17 protein-coding genes are annotated in these 17,282 nt (G+C 61.8%); 11 read left to right on the top strand and 6 right to left on the bottom strand.

Annotated features, from left to right (window positions below):
* Positions 1-51: 51 nt before the first annotated feature.
* Positions 52-930, bottom strand: coding sequence for a lysostaphin resistance A-like protein (locus AC2A1F_RS04295; protein WP_484207513.1), 879 nt, complete (start codon positions 928-930; stop codon positions 52-54).
* Positions 930-2,030, bottom strand: coding sequence for a bifunctional DNA-binding transcriptional regulator/O6-methylguanine-DNA methyltransferase Ada (gene ada / locus AC2A1F_RS04290; RefSeq protein ID WP_484207512.1), 1,101 nt, complete (start codon positions 2,028-2,030; stop codon positions 930-932). Before ada ends, AC2A1F_RS04295 begins: the two co-directional genes overlap by 1 nt.
* Before the next feature lie 98 nt (positions 2,031-2,128).
* Between ada and AC2A1F_RS04285 the strand changes: the two genes are divergently transcribed.
* The 9 genes from AC2A1F_RS04285 (at position 2,129) to AC2A1F_RS04245 (ending at position 11,884) form a co-directional block, all read left to right on the top strand.
* Positions 2,129-3,700 (top strand): S1 family peptidase, encoded by a 1,572-nt coding sequence (locus tag AC2A1F_RS04285; protein ID WP_484207511.1) that lies wholly within the window; start codon positions 2,129-2,131, stop codon positions 3,698-3,700.
* A 170-nt stretch (positions 3,701-3,870) separates the two neighbouring features.
* Positions 3,871-4,425: a F0F1 ATP synthase subunit delta gene (locus tag AC2A1F_RS04280; RefSeq protein ID WP_484208166.1), complete on the top strand. Its 555-nt coding sequence runs from the start codon at positions 3,871-3,873 to the stop codon at positions 4,423-4,425.
* 28 nt (positions 4,426-4,453) lie between these two features.
* Positions 4,454-5,983 (top strand): F0F1 ATP synthase subunit alpha, encoded by a 1,530-nt coding sequence (gene atpA / locus AC2A1F_RS04275; protein ID WP_484207510.1) that lies wholly within the window; start codon positions 4,454-4,456, stop codon positions 5,981-5,983.
* Between the two features lie 118 nt (positions 5,984-6,101).
* Positions 6,102-6,974 carry a F0F1 ATP synthase subunit gamma gene (locus tag AC2A1F_RS04270; RefSeq protein ID WP_484207509.1) on the top strand — a complete coding sequence of 291 codons (873 nt, stop codon included), beginning with the start codon at positions 6,102-6,104 and terminating at the stop codon, positions 6,972-6,974.
* 96 nt (positions 6,975-7,070) lie between these two features.
* On the top strand, positions 7,071-8,516 hold the full coding sequence (gene atpD, locus AC2A1F_RS04265; RefSeq protein WP_484207508.1) for a F0F1 ATP synthase subunit beta: 1,446 nt from the start codon (positions 7,071-7,073) through the stop codon (positions 8,514-8,516).
* Positions 8,517-8,519: 3 nt separating this feature from the next.
* The gene (locus tag AC2A1F_RS04260; RefSeq protein WP_484207507.1) at positions 8,520-8,831 is read left to right on the top strand and encodes a hypothetical protein; all 312 of its coding nucleotides are present in this window, start codon (positions 8,520-8,522) and stop codon (positions 8,829-8,831) included.
* Positions 8,831-9,088, top strand: a complete 258-nt coding sequence (locus tag AC2A1F_RS04255) for an ATP synthase F1 subunit epsilon (protein ID WP_484207506.1) — start codon at positions 8,831-8,833, stop codon at positions 9,086-9,088. Before AC2A1F_RS04260 ends, AC2A1F_RS04255 begins: the two co-directional genes overlap by 1 nt.
* Before the next feature lie 289 nt (positions 9,089-9,377).
* Positions 9,378-10,766: a syringate O-demethylase gene (desA, locus tag AC2A1F_RS04250; protein ID WP_484207505.1), complete on the top strand. Its 1,389-nt coding sequence runs from the start codon at positions 9,378-9,380 to the stop codon at positions 10,764-10,766.
* Positions 10,767-11,044: 278 nt separating this feature from the next.
* On the top strand, positions 11,045-11,884 hold the full coding sequence (locus AC2A1F_RS04245; RefSeq protein WP_484207504.1) for a beta-etherase: 840 nt from the start codon (positions 11,045-11,047) through the stop codon (positions 11,882-11,884).
* A 33-nt stretch (positions 11,885-11,917) separates the two neighbouring features.
* Here the strand turns inward: AC2A1F_RS04245 and AC2A1F_RS04240 are convergent, their stop codons facing one another.
* The 4 genes from AC2A1F_RS04240 to AC2A1F_RS04225 form a co-directional block, all read right to left on the bottom strand.
* Positions 11,918-12,667, bottom strand: coding sequence for an IclR family transcriptional regulator (locus AC2A1F_RS04240; protein ID WP_484207503.1), 750 nt, complete (start codon positions 12,665-12,667; stop codon positions 11,918-11,920).
* Complete coding sequence (locus tag AC2A1F_RS04235) at positions 12,664-13,056, bottom strand: nuclear transport factor 2 family protein (protein ID WP_484207502.1); 393 nt, start codon at positions 13,054-13,056, stop codon at positions 12,664-12,666. The genes AC2A1F_RS04240 and AC2A1F_RS04235 overlap by 4 nt, the downstream gene beginning before the upstream one ends.
* On the bottom strand, positions 13,053-14,186 hold the full coding sequence (locus AC2A1F_RS04230; RefSeq protein WP_484207501.1) for a cobalamin-independent methionine synthase II family protein: 1,134 nt from the start codon (positions 14,184-14,186) through the stop codon (positions 13,053-13,055). Before AC2A1F_RS04230 ends, AC2A1F_RS04235 begins: the two co-directional genes overlap by 4 nt.
* A gap of 71 nt (positions 14,187-14,257) precedes the next feature.
* Positions 14,258-15,175, bottom strand: a complete 918-nt coding sequence (locus tag AC2A1F_RS04225) for a helix-turn-helix domain-containing protein (RefSeq protein WP_484207500.1) — start codon at positions 15,173-15,175, stop codon at positions 14,258-14,260.
* Between the two features lie 45 nt (positions 15,176-15,220).
* Between AC2A1F_RS04225 and pobA the strand changes: the two genes are divergently transcribed.
* The gene (gene pobA / locus AC2A1F_RS04220) at positions 15,221-16,390 is read left to right on the top strand and encodes a 4-hydroxybenzoate 3-monooxygenase (protein ID WP_484207499.1); all 1,170 of its coding nucleotides are present in this window, start codon (positions 15,221-15,223) and stop codon (positions 16,388-16,390) included.
* A 205-nt stretch (positions 16,391-16,595) separates the two neighbouring features.
* Entirely contained in the window at positions 16,596-17,270 is a 675-nt protein-coding gene (locus tag AC2A1F_RS04215; protein WP_484207498.1) for a response regulator transcription factor, read from the top strand.
* Positions 17,271-17,282 lie beyond the last annotated feature (12 nt).

Below are 17,282 nucleotides of genomic sequence, written 5' to 3'. Positions count from 1 at the left end.
CTTGACGCTGGATTCCCGCCTGCGCGGGAATGACGAAAGCGTGTGAGGCGCTCAGCCCGAATGCTTCACCCACATCGGCGGCCTGATCCCGCCCAGCCGCACAACACGTGCCAGCAGCAGCAACCCTGCCCCCGTCGCCACCAACAGCGCAATCACGCTGGCTTCCAGTCCGAACGCGCCGCCGGTCAGCCAGTCAGGCCCTTCCCGCACCGTGATCAGCAAGCCTTCGGGTGCCCTGCCGCCTGAAACCGGCACACTGAACACCCAGCCTTGCGTGAAATTCCACGCAGCGTGGATGCCGATGGGAACCCACAGCCGCCGCGTCCACAGATAGGCTGCGCCCAGCAGAATCCCCGCCTCCATCGCAATGGCAAAGGCGGCAAAGAGGCCGGCGCCATCATTGGAAAGGTGCGCCGCGCCGAAAAGCGCCGATGTGATGAACAGCGCCGCCCATGTGCCCAGCATCGCTTCGATATGGCGCAGCAGGATGCCTCGAAACAGGATCTCCTCGATCACGCCTGAGGTGACCGCCAGCGCCAGCATCGCCCAGAGCGCGCCCACACCGTTGACCCGCTCTACCCGGATGCCCCCCATCACCGCCACGATGCCGGTGGCCAGCGTGAACAGCGCAGCGCCGATCAGCAAGCCGCGGGGCAATTCGCGCAGGAACGTGGCGGCGGGCAATTCATCGTTCGCGCGCCATTCGATCCAGCGGCGGCAGCCCAGATAGATCACAATCGTGAGAATCGCCGTCAGTAACGCACCCAGAAAATGGACCGGTCCCTCCGTTGGAACTGTGTTGAGCAGCAAGGCAGAAATCAGCGAAGCGCCGATGCCGATGACCAGAAATTCGATGATCAGCAATGTCAGCGGAAAAGCGATGATGCGGCGCAGAACTCCCGGCATTGTCGCTTGCACATCATCCATCATCATTCCCCGCTGCGCTTGCGCTCCTTCTCAAGCAATCGCTGCTTGATCTCAAGCCCATAGGCATAGCCGCCCAGCGATCCGTCCGATCGGATCACGCGATGGCAGGGGATCAGCACCGCCACGTTGTTGGCCCCGTTGGCAGAACCCGCTGCCCGCACCGCGCCAGGCCTGCCCACTTCTGCGGCGATTTGCGCATAGGATCGCGTCTCGCCCGGAGGGATGCGCCGCAACGCTTGCCACACCGCTTCCTGAAAGGCGGTGCCTTTTACATCGAGCGGGATATGCGCGTGGTTGCCCGGAGCCTCCACCGCAGCAATGACATCGGCCAGCAAGGTGGCAAAGGCATTGTCGCCCTGCTCCAGCACCGCGTGGGGAAAGCGGGCGCGCAAGGCGGTCTCGTCCTCGTTGAAGGACAGGCGACACACGCCCTTGGCGGTTGCAGCGACCAGCATGGACCCCAGCGAGGTCGGCACGACAGCCCAGCGGATCGTCACCCCTCGCCCGCCGTTGACCCAGACCGATGGCGCCATGCCAAGCCGGTCTTCGGCGGCGGAATAGAACCGCGACGGGCCTGAAAACCCGGCATCGTATATGGCGTCAGTCACGCTCGCAGCTCCTGTCAGGGTTTGGACCATGCGCTCCTTCTGCAGGGCGCGGGCATAGGCAGCAGGGGACAAGCCCGTGTGGCGGGCGAAGACACGCTGGAAATGGGTGGGCGAATAGCCACACCTCGCGGCCAGATCAGCCAGTGCCAGATTTTGCCCAGCCGCCTTGATCGCCTCGATCGCGGCCAGCATGGCGCGTTCATCGCGTGACACATCATCAGGTAGACAGCGCAGGCAAGGCCGCAGGCCTGCCATCCGGGCAGCCTCGCCATTGGCAAAGAAGCGCACGTTCTGACGCCGAGGATGCCGTGCAGCGCAGGACGGGCGGCAATAAATACCGGTGCTGAGCACGCCGGTGACGAAGCGCCCATCGAAAGCCCGGTCGCGCGTTAGCACGGCGGCCCATGCGTCATCTTCGGGGATTGCTGGCGTTTGCGTCACGGGATCGGGATAAAGCGCGGGGCGCGAAGGGCAAGTGCGGTTTGCTTTGGACATCGGGGGCCTCCAACATTGTGAAGACATCCTGCCGATTTGCGACAGGGCACGCGTCCCGCACCTTGCGGTCAAAGCAAAAGGGCGCAAGAAGCGGCGCCATGCGCGTCGCCCGACAGATAACAGCTTTCCTCGCCATTTTGCTTGCCGCTTTGGCAGGCCCTGCCGCCTTGGCCGATCCAGCCGATATCAGCGCCGCCAGCCGCTCAGTCGTGCGTGTGGTCATCATCGAAAGTGATGGTGACAGGGCCCGGCTGATTACGCATGGCACCGGCTTTGCCGTGTCGCCCAACCTGATCGTGACCAATGCCCATGTCGTGGACCAACTGCGCGGCGATGATTCGCTGATTGCCGGGGTCGTTCCGGCCGAAGGACGCAGTGGCTATCCGGCCAAGCTGGTCGCCTATTCCCCCGGCAACGATCTGGCGCTTTTGCGCATCGAAGGCGGCGGATCGATCACGCCGATCACGCTGTTCCCGGCCGCACCGGGCGATGGGGCAGAGGTCTATGCTGTGGGCTATCCCGGCAATGTCGATCTGGCACAGGGTCTGTCGATGGCCGATCTGGTCATGCCGCAAGAAGCGGTGAAGACGCGCGGCTATCTTTCGGGCGGGCGTTCATCACGCTCTTTCGATACGCTGTTGCACACCGCACCTTTGGGGTCGGGGAACTCGGGCGGGCCGCTGCTCGATTCCTGCGGGCGCGTCATCGGCGTCAATTCGTTTGGCACGATCAGTGATAACGGCACCGATTCGTCGTTCTTCTTCGCCATTTCGATGCGTGAGCTGGCAGCATTCCTGCGCAAGGCCAATGTCGAGGTGCGCACCAGCGGGCTGCCATGCCGTTCGATCGCCGATCTGAACCGGGCTGAGGCTGAACGCGCGGCTGGCGAAGGCGCGCGCCTTGCCGCTGCAAACGCAGCGCGCGCAGAAGCGGCCGATCGCGCACTGGACGCCGCGCGGCGCGAGGCCGAGATTGCGGTCTTATCTGAACGCGACAACGGCTTGGCACTGGCCGCGTTGCTGCTGGTTGGCGCTTTGGCCGCAGGCGGCTGGGGCATGGTGCAAGCCTCCAAGCGGCGCGGACGGTTTCAGCGCAAGCATGTGGTGGGAGCCGTTGCCCTGCTGGCCTCGGCGGTAATCGTGTGGTTTCTGCGGCCCCCGCTGACTTCCATCGAAAGCCGCGCGCGCGAACTGATGGAAGCACCTGCACAAGGCGCAAGCAGCGCTGCAGCGGATGCTCCAACCCTTGCCGCGGCAAGGCCCGACTCCGGCAAGATGATCTGCGTGCTCGATCCGCAGCGTAGCCGGGTGACCGTATCCGACATTACTGACGTACCGATTGAATGGGCCGAGAGCGGCTGTATGAACGGCAAGACGCAGTATGGTGCAGCGCAAGATGGCTGGAGCCGCATCCTAGTGCCCAATGGCGAAGAGGCGGTGTCGGTGAATTCCTATGACCCGGCATCGCAGACCTACACGGTGGAGCGCTTTCTCGTTGATCTCCAAACGATGACAGCGGCCCGGGCGGAGCGGGCAAAACTGAATGCGCCAGCATGTGGCGCGGGCGAGGAAGCAGCGCGACAATTCGGCCAGAACCAGCAGGCGATCAAGACCCTGTTGCCGCCAGAACCCAACGAGCGGATGCGATATAACTGCCAAAGCGCCGGGTAATTCGCCAGCGAGGGCGGAAATTCCCAATCATACCTATGCACAAGATGGCAACTCGCATCTTGTCATAACGCCGTGACGTTGCTAGGCGCGCCCCGTCTACAGGCCACTCGGTGTTCGTCACCGGGCATGGGTCTGCATCGGCTTATCCTTGGATGAAGGAACCTCGGCGCGTGGAGATTTCCGGCGGCATTACGGCCAGCTTGTCAGGGCGTTACGCTTCGGCGTTGTTCGAACTGGCAAATGAACAGGGCCAGGTTGCGTCCGTTGAACGCGACCTTGAAACACTTGATGCTGCACTGCGCGAATCGGCTGATTTGAAGAGCCTGATTTCCAGTCCGCAACTGGGCCGCGAAGAAGCGGGCCGCGCAATCGCTGCGGTCAGCGATGTGATCGGCCTTTCGGACCTGACAAAAAAGTTTATCGGTGTGCTTGCTGCCAATCGCCGCTTGTCGGACCTGCCCGGCATGATCCGCGCCTTTGCACAGATCGCCGCTGCCAGCCGTGGCGAAGTGAGCGCAGAAGTAACCAGCGCGCACGCCCTCGACGATGCCCAGATCGCAGCCCTCACCGAAAAGCTGAAGGCGCGCACCGGCAAGTCGATCAAGCTCAAGACTAATGTCGATCCCGAGATCCTCGGTGGACTTGTCGTGAAAATCGGCAGCCAGATGATCGACAGTTCGATCCGCACCCGTCTCAATTCCCTCGCTACGGCGATGAAGGCTTGAAGCCTCAAGGCTCTGTGAAAGGCTGAAAATGGAAATCCGCGCCGCTGAAATTTCGAAGGTCATCAAGGACCAGATCGCCAGCTTCGGCACCGAAGCCCAGGTCTCGGAAGTCGGTTCCGTGCTCTCGGTGGGTGACGGTATTGCCCGCATCCACGGTCTGGACAACGTTCAGGCCGGCGAAATGGTCGAATTCTCGAACGGCGTAAAGGGCATGGCCCTGAACCTCGAAGCCGATAACGTCGGCGTCGTGATCTTCGGCTCGGACGCCGAGATCAAGGAAGGCGATGTCGTCAAGCGTACCGGCACCATCGTTGACGTTCCCGTCGGCAAGGGTCTGCTGGGCCGCGTGGTCGATGCTCTTGGCAACCCGATCGACGGCAAGGGCCCGATTGTTGACGCCGTGCGCCAGCGCGTCGAAGTCAAGGCTCCGGGCATCATCCCGCGCAAGTCGGTGCACGAACCCGTGCAGACCGGTCTCAAGGCAATTGACGCTCTCGTGCCCGTGGGCCGTGGCCAGCGCGAACTGATCATCGGTGACCGCCAGACCGGCAAGACTGCCGTCGCCATCGACACCTTCATCAACCAGAAGGGTCCGAACGCGGGCGATGACGAAGGCAAGAAGCTGTACTGCATCTACGTTGCCGTCGGCCAGAAGCGCTCGACCGTAGCGCAGATCGTCCGCCAGCTCGAAGAAAACGGCGCGATGGAATATTCCATCGTCGTGGCCGCCACCGCTTCGGAACCGGCACCGCTTCAGTATCTTGCGCCTTACACCGGTGCGACGATGGGTGAATTCTTCCGCGACAACGGCATGCACGCCGTGATCGTGTACGACGACCTTTCCAAGCAGGCCGTGGCCTATCGCCAGATGTCGCTGCTCCTGCGTCGTCCTCCGGGCCGCGAAGCTTATCCCGGTGACGTGTTCTATCTCCACAGCCGCCTGCTTGAGCGTGCTGCGAAGATGAACGACGAAAACGGCAACGGTTCGCTCACCGCGCTGCCGATCATCGAAACCCAGGCGGGTGACGTTTCGGCCTACATCCCGACCAACGTGATCTCGATCACCGACGGCCAGATCTTCCTTGAAACCGGCCTGTTCTATCAGGGCATCCGTCCAGCCATCAACGTCGGCCTCTCGGTGTCGCGCGTGGGTTCGGCTGCTCAGACCAAGGCGATGAAGAAGGTTGCAGGGTCGATCAAGCTGGAGCTGGCGCAGTACCGCGAAATGGCGGCCTTCGCGCAGTTCGGTTCGGACCTCGACGCTTCGACGCAGAAGCTGCTTAACCGCGGTGCGCGCCTGACCGAGCTGCTCAAGCAGCCGCAGTTCTCGCCGCTCGGCTTTGAAGAGCAGACTTGCGTGATCTTTGCAGGTACGCAGGGCTACTTAGACAGCGTGCCGGTGAACCGCGTGACCGAATACGAAGCCGAACTGCTCAGCTTCCTGCGCACGCAGCACGCCGATCTGTTGACGCTGATCCGCGACACCAAGGACCTTGGCGATGAAGCCAAGGGCAAGCTGGTCGCCGCGCTGACGGCGTTTGGCAAGCAGTTCGCATAAGGTCTTAGGCAACATCCACTTCGTCATCCCCGCGAAGGCGGGGATCCAGAGCGACAAAGCGCAAACCCGGACTGGATTCCCGCCTACGCGGGAATGACGAAAGAGGAAGGAAACGAGAGTGGCTTCACTCAAGGAACTCAAGGGTCGGATCAACTCGGTCAAATCGACCCAGAAGATCACCAAGGCCAAGCAGATGGTTGCAGCGGCAAAGCTGCGCAAGGCTCAGGCGGCTGCTGAAGCCGCGCGTCCCTATGCCAGCCGTCTGGCCGAAGTGATGGGCAGCCTTGCCACCAAGGTTGCGGGGCAAGACAATGGCCCGCTGCTGATGCGCGGAACCGGGTCAAACCAGCGCCACCTCCTCGTCGTGGTCAACACCGACAAGGGTCTGTGCGGCGGCCTGAACTCGAACCTCGTCAAGGAAGCGAAGATTCAGGCCCGCGCGCTGGAAACGGCTGGCAAGACGGTAACCTTCTACCTTGTGGGCAAGAAGGGCCGCGCGCCAATCAAGCGCGACTATCCGAACGGCATCGCCGCCGGATATGACACCAGCACCGTGCGCACGCCGGGCTTCGATGAAGCCAGCGCGATTGCGCATGAACTGATCGCCATGTTCGAAGCAGGCAAGTTCGACGTCGCGCATCTGATCGCCCCGGTGTTCAAGAACGCGCTGACGCAGCTTCCGGTCACCACGCAACTGATCCCCGTGCCCGCACCGGCTGTAAAGAGCGAAGGCGGATCGGTGGTGGAGTATGAGCCGAGCGAGGAAGAAATCCTCGAAGAACTGCTGCCGCGCTATGTCACGACGCAGGTTTTCGGTGCGCTGCTGGAACGCGAAGCTTCGGAACAAGGCGCTTCGATGACCGCGATGGACAACGCCACGCGCAACGCAGGCGATCTGATCAACAAGCTCACCATCCAGTACAACCGCAGCCGCCAGGCCGCGATCACGACTGAACTCATCGAAATCATCGCGGGCGCAGAAGCGCTCTAACGCAATTCACCGCGTCCCCGCGAAGGCGGGAACCTCAGGCCCGAGACCCCCGCCTTCGCGGGGGAGCGGGAGAAGTCAGAAGGCAAGGAAACAACCATGGCCACCGTGCTCACCTCCACCGGCAAGATCAGCCAGGTCATCGGCGCCGTCGTCGACGTGACCTTTGACGGCGAACTTCCCGCCATTCTCTCGGCGCTCGAAACCGACAACAACGGCAACCGCCTTGTTCTCGAAGTTGCGCAGCACCTTGGTGAAAACACCGTCCGTACCATCGCGATGGATTCGACCGACGGTCTGACCCGTGGCAACCCGGTGCGCGATACCGGCGCGCAGATCTCGGTGCCGGTTGGCCCGATGACGCTGGGCCGCATCATGAACGTGATCGGTGAGCCGATTGACGAGCGTGGCCCGGTCGGTGCGGCCAAGACCGCCCCGATCCACGCCAAGGCACCGGAGTTCATCGACCAGTCGACCGAGGCCGCGATCCTTGTGACCGGCATCAAGGTCATCGACCTGCTCGCCCCTTATGCACGCGGCGGCAAGATTGGCCTGTTCGGCGGCGCTGGCGTGGGCAAGACGGTTCTCATTCAGGAACTGATCAACAACATCGCCAAGGGCCACGGCGGCGTTTCCGTCTTTGCTGGCGTGGGTGAACGCACCCGCGAAGGCAACGACCTCTACCACGAATTTCTCGACGCCGGCGTTATCGCCAAGGACGCCGACGGCAACCCGACCCCGGATGGTTCGAAGGTTGCGCTCGTGTTCGGCCAGATGAACGAGCCTCCGGGTGCGCGCGCCCGCGTTGCTCTGTCGGGTCTGACCATGGCAGAATACTTCCGCGACGAAGAAGGCCAGGACGTGCTGTTCTTCGTGGACAACATCTTCCGCTTTACCCAAGCTGGTTCGGAAGTGTCGGCTCTGCTCGGCCGTATTCCTTCGGCCGTGGGCTATCAGCCTACGCTCGCCACCGACATGGGCCAGCTGCAGGAGCGCATCACCTCCACCACCAAGGGTTCGATCACCTCGGTGCAGGCGATCTACGTTCCCGCGGATGACCTTACCGACCCTGCCCCAGCCGCCTCGTTCGCCCACTTGGACGCAACGACCACGCTGAACCGCGCGATCTCGGAACTCGGCATCTATCCAGCGGTCGACCCGCTCGACTCCACCAGCCGCGTGCTGACGCCTGCGGTTGTCGGTGAAGAGCACTACCAGACCGCCCGCCGCGTTCAGGAAACGCTGCAGAAGTACAAGTCGCTGCAGGACATCATCGCGATCCTTGGCATGGACGAGCTTTCGGAAGAAGATAAGCTCACTGTCGCCCGCGCCCGCAAGATCCAGCGCTTCCTGTCGCAGCCGTTCCACGTGGCCGAAGTGTTCACCGGCATCAGCGGAAAGTTCGTGCAGGTCGAAGACACCGTGCGTTCGTTCAAGGCCGTGGTTGATGGCGAATACGACCACCTTCCCGAAGCCGCGTTCTACATGGTCGGCGGCATCGACGAAGCAGTCGAAAAGGCCAAAAAGCTGGCTGAAGAAGCCTGATTTATGGAAATCGCTGATGGCGGTTATAATGCGTGGGCAACCCAGCAATCTAAGTGGGCCGTTCTAGCATTTACCGTCACCTGCGTTTTCATCGTAGCGGCAAAGAGTTGGGGTTTCGGCCTATGGTGGGCCTTAATCTGGCCGGTTGGGATTTTTGCAGCTTCATTGTTCAGTCTTCCATTCATGCTGGGAGAATGGTTCGCAAGGAAGCGTGGATTTGACTGGCTGGCATTGAGTCTTGGCATTTGCCACACTTGGGGCATTTTCCCAGCCTCGTACTACGCTCTGCAGTTTCTCAATCGAGAGTTGTTCTGATGTCCCTTCACTTCGAACTCGTCACCCCGGCCCGCCTCGTCCGTTCGGAAGAGGTCCACATGGTCGTCGTTCCCGGCACCGACGGTGAATTCGGCGTGCTGGAAGGCCACGCGCCGTTCATGTCGACGGTCAAGGACGGCTCGATCAAGGTCTACAAGACGGCTGGCGCAGCCCCTGAAGAAATCAAGGTTCAGGGCGGCTTTGCCGAAGTCGGCGTTAATGGCTTGACGGTTCTGGCCGAACACGTCGAAGGCTGAACTGCCTACCCTGTTTTCCGAAAGGGCTGGCCCGCGAGGGTCGGCCCTTTTCGTTTGCGCTGCGTTGGCGCGTAGGGCCTTCGACAGGCTCAGGCTGAGCGGGGATTTTTAGACCAGTCCTACCACCAAAGTCCGCCCATCCTGAGCTTGTCGAAGGATGCCGAGCACCACACATCGTATGCAACACATACAATTTTTCATCGAATTCACCATTACGAACTTTTCAAGCACGCGAAAATAGTGCATAGCCTCTCCACATTCGTGAAATCGCATCGGGAGAGCACAAACCATGTCCCAAACCCTTGAGCAGGTCATCCAGAACGCCGGTGATCTCGTCAACTTCGTCCGCAACCAGCAGGTCGGGCCGAACGTCTATCCGGGCGTACCGTCCGAATTCTCCAACTGGCGCGCTGAGCAGTGGGCATGGGGCCACACCGCCGTGCTCTACAACCAGTCGTACCACATGGTCGATCTGGCCGTAAAAGGCCCCGATGCGTTCAAGATGCTTGAGCACCTTGGCATCAACAGCTTCAAGAACTTCCAACCGGACCGCGCCAAGCAGTTCGTGCCCGTCACGCCAGACGGATACGTGATCGGTGACGTGATCCTGTTCTATCTGGACGAAAATCACTTCAACCTCGTCGGCCGCGCGCCCACAATCGAATGGGTCGAATTCCACGCCGCCAGCGGCAATTGGAACGTCACCGTAGAGCGCGACGAACGCTGGGCGATGCGTACTGATGGCAAGCGCAATTCGTACCGCTTTCAGGTGCAAGGCCCGAACGCGATGAAGATCATCGAGAAAGCCACCGGCAAGACCCCGCCCGAACTCAAATTCTTCCACATGTGCCGCATGACCATCGGCGGCAAGGAAGTGCGCGCGCTGCGTCACGGTATGGCCGGGCAGCCGGGCTTTGAACTGATGGGTCCTTGGGAAGATTATGGCGCGGTCCACGCCGCGCTGGTCGAGGCGGGCAAGGAGTTCCAGATGGCGCTGGTCGGTGGCCGCGCCTATTCGTCGAATACGCTGGAATCGGGCTGGATCCCCTCGCCCTTCCCCGCGATCTACACCGGCGAAGCGCTCGCACCTTACCGCGCATGGCTGACCGCCAATTCCTATGAAGCCAAGTGCTCGGTCGGCGGCAGCTATGTGCCCGAAACCATCGAGGGCTACTACACCACGCCGTGGGATCTGGGTTACGGTCCGTTCGTGAAGTTCGACCATGACTTCATCGGGCGCGCTGCGCTTGAAAAGATGGCAGCCGAAGGCAAGCACCGCACCAAAGTGACGCTGGCGCTCGACAACGAAGACGTGATGCGCGTCCAGTCCTCCGCGCTCAGCACGGGTGATCGTGCCAAGTTCATGGAATACCCGAGCGCCGTCTATTCGATGCACCCGTTCGATCAGGTGCTCAGCGGGGGCAAGATGGTCGGCCTCTCGACTTGGATCGGTTACACTGCGAACGAAGGCAAGTTCCTGACGCTCGCCATGATGGAGCCGGGCTTCGAAACACCGGGCACCGAAGTCAGCCTGCTGTGGGGCGAGCCGAACGGAGGCACCACCAAGCCGACCGTCGAGCCGCACGTTCAGACCGAAATCAAGGCCACTGTTTCAGCCGTGCCCTATGTCGCCGCTGCGCGCGACAACTACGCCGAAGGCTGGCGCACGAAGAAGTAAGCTTGCGGGTGAAAACCTGACAGCGAGAGCGCCGGCCCCCTCTCCCGACGGGTCTGGCGCTCTTTGCGTTTGTCCGCCCGATTATACTCCTTCTTCGTCATCCCGGACTTGATCCGGGATTAGGCTTTCTTTGCAGGAATGCGCCGCATCAGAAGAAAAAGCCCAACCCCGGATCAAGTCCGGGGCGACGTGGATGTTGGCCGGGCTAGCAGGTGCAAAAATCGTTTGTGTTACTAACAATATCTGGCACTATGCTCGCAACAAAAAGTGAGGATGCAATGGCCGCCAACAACACCATCACCTTCTACGACCTCGCCCTATCCACCGGCGCCACGATCAGCCCGTTCGTCTGGGCCACCAAATATGCCCTGAAGCACAAGGGCTTCGACCTCGATGTCGTACCCGGCGGCTTCACCGGCATTCTTGAGCGCACCGGCGGCAAAACCGAACGCCTGCCCGCGATTGTCGATGACGGCGAATTCGTGCTCGATAGCTGGGGCATCGTCGAATACCTCGACGCCAAGTACCCTGACCGCCCCGCCCTGATCCCGCACGAAAGCGTTGCCGCCACGGTCAAGGCGCTCGACAACTGGTTCTGGAAGTCCGCTGTTGGCCCATGGATGTTCTGCTTCTGCCAGGATTACCGCGACCTTTCGCTGCCACAGGATCACGAATACGTCACCCACAGCCGCGAAAAGATGCTGGGCCGCAAGCTGGAAGAGGTTCAGGCGGGCCGCGAGGATCGCCTGCCCGGCATCAGCGCCGCGCTCGAACCGTTGCGCGCTGCACTTGCTCAGCACCAGTGGCTCGGCGGATCATCGCCCAACTATGCCGATTACCGTATCATGGGCGGCATCCTGTTCACCGCATCGGTGTGCAAAACGCCGGTTCTGGCCAATGACGATCCGCTGCGTGACTGGATCGAACGCTGCCTCGATCTTTACGGCGGCCTCGGCCGTCATCCCGGCCTGTTCCCGCTGTTTGGCCTTGAACAGCGCGAAGGCGACCCCGACCTCTTCAACCGCGCCGCAGGCCAAGGCGGAATCTACAAGCGCAACACCGGCCCGGATTCCACCCGCGCCGAAACACAGCGCATCACCGAAGGTCTCAGGAAGTAAAAGGAAGCGGGTGGCCCGCGCGCGGCCACCCACCTATTCAGCGCTGATCGCCGCTGCCGTTCGCAGAAGCAGTTGTGCGATGCGCTCTTCCAGCACTGCGTCGAATCTCACCGCAGGAACTGCAACGCTAAAAGCGCCTGCAAATTTGTTTGCAATCAACACCGGCACCGCCATGCCGCAGATGCCAGGCGTGGCCTCTTCGCGCGCAACGCAGATGCCAGTCTGCTTGATCCTTGCAAAGTCAGCGCGCAATTCCGTTTGGGACGTGCGCGTCTGTGAGGTCAGTTTGGCGCGTTCCGTTTCGGCAAAGTACCTCTCCTGCTCGGATTCAGGCAACCATGCCAGCATCACTTTGCCTGCCGCCAGCGCATGCAGGGGCCTACGCGTGCCGGGATCGACCGCATAGCGCAGCGCCTGATCGCTGGCCTCGGTGACCAAAGCTTCCACGTCCCAATCGCGCTGCACCATGAACGATGACGTCTCGTTCAATTCGCTGCGCAGTGCCCGGACCAGCGGCGCAACGCGGTCCTCCAGTGTCAGCGCAGCATCGGGCACGCGCAGGCGTTGCAATCCTGGCCCCGGCAAGTAGCGCCGCCCCTCCCTCGCCAGATAGCCACGTTCGGTCAGTGTTGCCAGCAGGTAAGAAAGGCTGCTCACTGGGATCGCCAGCGCGCCTGCTATCTCCTGCGCCACCGCACCCTGCCGGTGCGCCACGACATACTCGATCACATCGAGCGTGCGCATCGCGGATTTGACAGGGTTGGAGGCGGCTGAAGCGTTCACTTGAACAGGAGGCTGCCCCGCCGCTCGGCAAAGCGCCAGCCGTCGTCCGTGAGCACGAAGCGATCATGGAACGAGCCGACCAGCGGCGCGCCCTCGCCTGTGAACAGCAGCATCGCGCTGGTGCCGCGCGCGGTATCCTCGCTCTCCACATCTATCACTACGTTCGAACAGATGTGCCGCGTGGTGCGCGGTGGGCGTGATTTGAACGCGGCAAGGATCGCTTCGCGTCCGGCCACCGGCGTATCAGGCGCGGTTGGGCGGAACATTACGCCATCCTCGGCGTAAAGCGCGGCCACCTCGTCCCAGCGCGCTTCATCGTTAAGGTTGGCGTAGAGCGCGATCAGGCGGGCGCAATCGGCTTCGGCGGCGCGGCGATCTTTATTCTTCACAGGCGGCTCGCGGCGATGTCCGCGCCTTCGCGCAGGGACTTGAGCTTGCGCCAGGTCACGATGGGATCGAGCTTTCCGTAACCGGCAAAGGTGCCAAACCCGCAATCGGTGCTGGCCACCACACGATCGGCCCCAACGAAATCGGCAAAGCGTTCAATCCGCTGCGCGATGAGTTCGGGATGCTCGATATAGTTCGAACAGGTGTCGATCAGGCCCGGCGCAAGGATCTTGTGATCGGGAAGTTTGGCATCCTTCCAGACCTTCCATTCGTGTTCGTGGCGCGGGTTGGCCGCTTCAAACAGAATCGTGGCCGGGCGCGCGCCGATGATGATATCGACCACGCGCTCCAGCGGGATATCGTGATCGTGCGGGCCTTCGTAATTGCCCCAGCAGATGTGCATGCGCATCTTTTCGGGCGGGATGTTGGCCGTGGCCGCATTCAGCGCCTCGACATTGGCCGCGGCCACTTTGACGAATTCCTCGTCGCTCAGGTCCTGATACCCGGTGTGACGGCTCATCGCGAGGTCCGGGCAATCGAGTTGCAGGTAAAAGCCTGCGTCCACAATCGTCTCGTATTCCTCACGCATCGCATCGGCCAGATCGGCAAGGTAGGCCTCGTGGCTGGGATAGTGACGGTTCACCTGAAACGCGGTAATCAGCCCCGGCGAAGCGGCATTCATAAAGGCTTCGGTATCGGGCGCGGCATGGTTATCAAGCGCAGCGCGGAAGCGGCGGATATCATCATGCAATGGCTGCAGCGTCACCTTGCGCACCGGGCCGATGCACGATGCGCGCACGAATTCCTGGCTGCCCATCATCACCGACAGCTTTTTAGCAAGGTTCGGCACTTCGGCCAAATCCGCTGCAGGCTTGCGATCAATGTGCCCGCCAAAGCCCGAAAGCCGCTCGATCATGTAGGTCGAATAGCCGACCTTCCCCAATTCGCCGTCCGAAACGACTGAAACCCCGGCTTCGACCTGCGCCTTCACGCCGGCATCGACAGCCGTTGAAACCACGCGGTCAAACTCTGCCGCATCATAAGCCTCGCCCTTGTCGCGCGCCAGCAACAGCGGGGTCAGTTCATCCCCGCGTGGGAGGCTGCCAACGTGGGTGGTCTTGATCCGGGCCATTTCGCAAACCTCTCAGTAAATTCATATCTGTGAAAAATTCATAGCGAAAGTTGCGCGTGAGACAAGCAGTTTCAGGTAGACGGCACCTTATCTTCCGATGGCCGTCGCCCCGTCATCCGCTGGTAAAATCGCGAAAAGTAGCTTGGGTCCTCAAAGCCCAATTCTGCCGCTACTTGTGCCGCCGTGGCATTGGTAAAACGTAACAGCCGCTGCGCTTCCAGCGCCATGCGACGGTGGATCACGTCCATCGGACTGCACCCCAGCCCAGCCGCCGTCATGCGTGACAGTGTGCGCCGGGTCATGCCCAGCGCGCCAGCATAAAAGTCCAGATCGCGGTGCTGGCGGTAGTGCAGTTCCACCAGCTGGCGGAACCGCTCCAGCCTGCGGTCCGGGAGAGCTTCTGTGTTGTCACTCGTCTGCCCCGATACTGATCGGATCAACGCTTCGGCCAGCGCCATGAACAGCGGGTCCTGCTCCTGCCACCCCGCCTGCAGCCCCAGCATCTCGCGCGCCAGCCAGAATGCGCGACGGGCTGCATCGGCCAATAACCCCGCCGCCCCGCCCCTTGCCAACGCCGCCAGCAACGGATCTGCACCACCACTTGCCCGTGTGGAAAAGTCTGTGGACAGGGTGAGGACAAAACCGCGCGTGCCCTGCCGGAAGCGAAAACCATGCACAGCGCCCGCGGGCACGATCACCCTTCCCGGCCCTTCCAGACCGCTGTCTGCACCATCCAAAACCACGGTGGCGTGTCCTTCTTCTACCAGCAACACCTGCACAAAGTGGTCGTGGCGATGCACGCCTATTTCCCAGTCATGCAGCGCGCTACGCTCGGCAATCGTTTCGATATGGGCGAAGCCGCCAGCCCCTTGCACCTCGCCCTCGCCATAGAGGGCATAACTCGGTATCGCCTGTGCCATGTCCTGAAAGTGCCAGCAGTTTGTCCAGTGTTTGCCTTCCCCGATTGCACCGACGCTGTCAATTTGCACGGCATAGCCGCCCGAGATCCAGCCCGGGCGCGTGGGAGAAGTTTTATGAAAACTCAGGTCGCCATCATCGGCGCGGGCCCCGCTGGCCTGCTGATCGGACACTTGCTGAAGGCCGAAGGCATCGATTGCGTGGTGATCGAACGCCAGCAGCCCGATTACATCCTCGGCCGCATCCGCGCAGGCGTGCTCGAACAGATCACCGTCGGCCTGATGGAACGCCTCGGCCTTGACGCGCGCCTCAAGGCCGAAGGGCTGGTTGAAGAAGGCTTCAATCTTGCCGATGGCGAACGCCTGATCCGCATTGATGTGGCAAACCTTACTGGCAAGACCGTGGTGGTGTATGGCCAGACTGAGATCACCAAGGACCTGATGGACGCCGCCCCATCGCGCGGGCTTGAGGTCATCTACGGAGCGGAAGACGTCGCCCTGCACGATATCGAAAGCGATGCACCGGCGGTCACCTACACCCGCGATGGCACTACCCAGCGCATCGACGCCCGCTTCATCGTCGGCTGCGATGGCTTCCACGGCCCCAGCCGCAAGGCCATCCCGCACAGCGCGGTGCGCGAATATGAGCGCGTTTATCCGTTCGGTTGGCTTGGCATCCTTGCCGATGTGCCGCCCTGCAATCCTGAGCTGATCTACGCCAACCACGAACGCGGCTTCGCGCTGGCCTCAATGCGCAGCCACACCCGCAGCCGCTACTATGTGGACGTTCCGCTAACCGAAAAGGTCGAGGACTGGTCCGATGATCGCATCTGGGACGAACTGGCCGTGCGCCTCGGTCCCGAAGCAGCCGCAGGCATCACGCGCGGCCCCTCCATCGAAAAGTCGATTGCGCCCTTGCGCTCCTATGTGTTCGAACCGATGCGCCATGGCAGCCTGCTGCTTTGCGGCGATTCTGCCCATATCGTGCCACCCACCGGGGCAAAGGGCCTGAACCTTGCTGCCAGCGACGTACACTACGCCGCCGAAGCGCTCACCGCCTACTTCAAGCATGCCAGCAGCGATGCCGTCGACGGCTACTCGGCCAAGGCGCTCGCCCGCGTGTGGAAGTCCGAACGCTTTTCGTGGGTACTGACCAAGCTGATGCACCGCTTCCCTGACGATGGCCCGTTCGAACGCGCGATGCAGGTGGCTGAACTGGACTACATCTCCAGCAGCGTGGCTGCGCAGACGAGCATTGCCGAAAACTATGTGGGTCTGCCAGTCTAAGGTTGCGCATGGGGTCTTTCGACAGGCTCAGGACGAGCGGGAGAGCAGAAAACCCGCTCATCCTGATCTTGTCGAAGGATCATGCTGAGCTTGTCGAACCCTGTGCAGGCATCACCTGCACCAAAGTCCTGCACCCAGTGTAACATCGTCATTCGCCCGTCACATAACCGCGACACAAAGCCCTACCGACAGGGGCTTATATTACATGCGGCGCATCGAAATTCTGTTGACAGACGACCTTGCGGGCGGGCGTGAAACCTTCCAGCATTCAGATTTGCGCGTGGTGTTCCACCGCTGGAAATCCGAAGGTCCACTGCCGCTGATGGAGGGCCGCCCATGGGCCTTCATCGATTGGGTCCTGCCCGAAATGTCCGGCCTCGAACTGTGCCGCCGCCTGCGCTGTGCCGACAGCTTGGGACAGGATGCGCACATCACCATGATCCTTGAGGAAGACGACGCCGAGGCCAAACGCCGCGCCCTGCGCGCAGGCGCCGATGATTACATCGTCGGGCCAGTAGACCGAAGCGCCCTGCTTGATCGAGTCCTGTCGATCCAGTTGCCAGAACACGATGCCCCCGCCCGCGTCCTCAAACTGGGCGATCTCACGCTCGATCTGTCCGCCCTGCAAGCGCGCTGGCGCGATAAACCACTGCTGCTGATGCCGAACGAACTGCGCTTGCTGCGCTACCTGATGGAGCAGCCCGGCCACGTTTTCAGTCGCCAGCAACTCATCACCGCGCTGGGCAAACACGATCACCCCATCGATGAACGCACCGTCGATGCGTGGGTAAGCCGCCTTCGCCGCGCCCTGCGCGATGTCGGAGCGGGCTCGCCCCTGCGCACGGTCCGCTCACTGGGGTATGTGCTCGACCGGCCCTGAGCTGCCACAAAT

The organism is Novosphingobium sp. HNCC26BN242, from assembly GCF_057180525.1.
Note: the sequence above shows the minus strand (reverse complement) of the source record. Positions and strands in the feature narration are given on the sequence as shown.

Excerpts from the sequence above, each read along its gene's own strand:
- AC2A1F_RS04295 (WP_484207513.1), bottom strand. The coding sequence starts at position 930 with ATGATGGATGATGTGCAAGCGACAATGCCGGGAGTTCTGCGCCGCATC.
- ada (WP_484207512.1), bottom strand. The coding sequence starts at position 2,030 with ATGTCCAAAGCAAACCGCACTTGCCCTTCGCGCCCCGCGCTTTATCCC.
- AC2A1F_RS04285 (WP_484207511.1), top strand. The coding sequence starts at position 2,129 with ATGCGCGTCGCCCGACAGATAACAGCTTTCCTCGCCATTTTGCTTGCC.
- atpA (WP_484207510.1), top strand. The coding sequence starts at position 4,454 with ATGGAAATCCGCGCCGCTGAAATTTCGAAGGTCATCAAGGACCAGATC.
- atpD (WP_484207508.1), top strand. The coding sequence starts at position 7,071 with ATGGCCACCGTGCTCACCTCCACCGGCAAGATCAGCCAGGTCATCGGC.
- AC2A1F_RS04260 (WP_484207507.1), top strand. The coding sequence starts at position 8,520 with ATGGAAATCGCTGATGGCGGTTATAATGCGTGGGCAACCCAGCAATCT.
- AC2A1F_RS04255 (WP_484207506.1), top strand. The coding sequence starts at position 8,831 with ATGTCCCTTCACTTCGAACTCGTCACCCCGGCCCGCCTCGTCCGTTCG.
- desA (WP_484207505.1), top strand. The coding sequence starts at position 9,378 with ATGTCCCAAACCCTTGAGCAGGTCATCCAGAACGCCGGTGATCTCGTC.
- AC2A1F_RS04245 (WP_484207504.1), top strand. The coding sequence starts at position 11,045 with ATGGCCGCCAACAACACCATCACCTTCTACGACCTCGCCCTATCCACC.
- AC2A1F_RS04230 (WP_484207501.1), bottom strand. The coding sequence starts at position 14,186 with ATGGCCCGGATCAAGACCACCCACGTTGGCAGCCTCCCACGCGGGGAT.
- pobA (WP_484207499.1), top strand. The coding sequence starts at position 15,221 with ATGAAAACTCAGGTCGCCATCATCGGCGCGGGCCCCGCTGGCCTGCTG.
- AC2A1F_RS04215 (WP_484207498.1), top strand. The coding sequence starts at position 16,596 with ATGCGGCGCATCGAAATTCTGTTGACAGACGACCTTGCGGGCGGGCGT.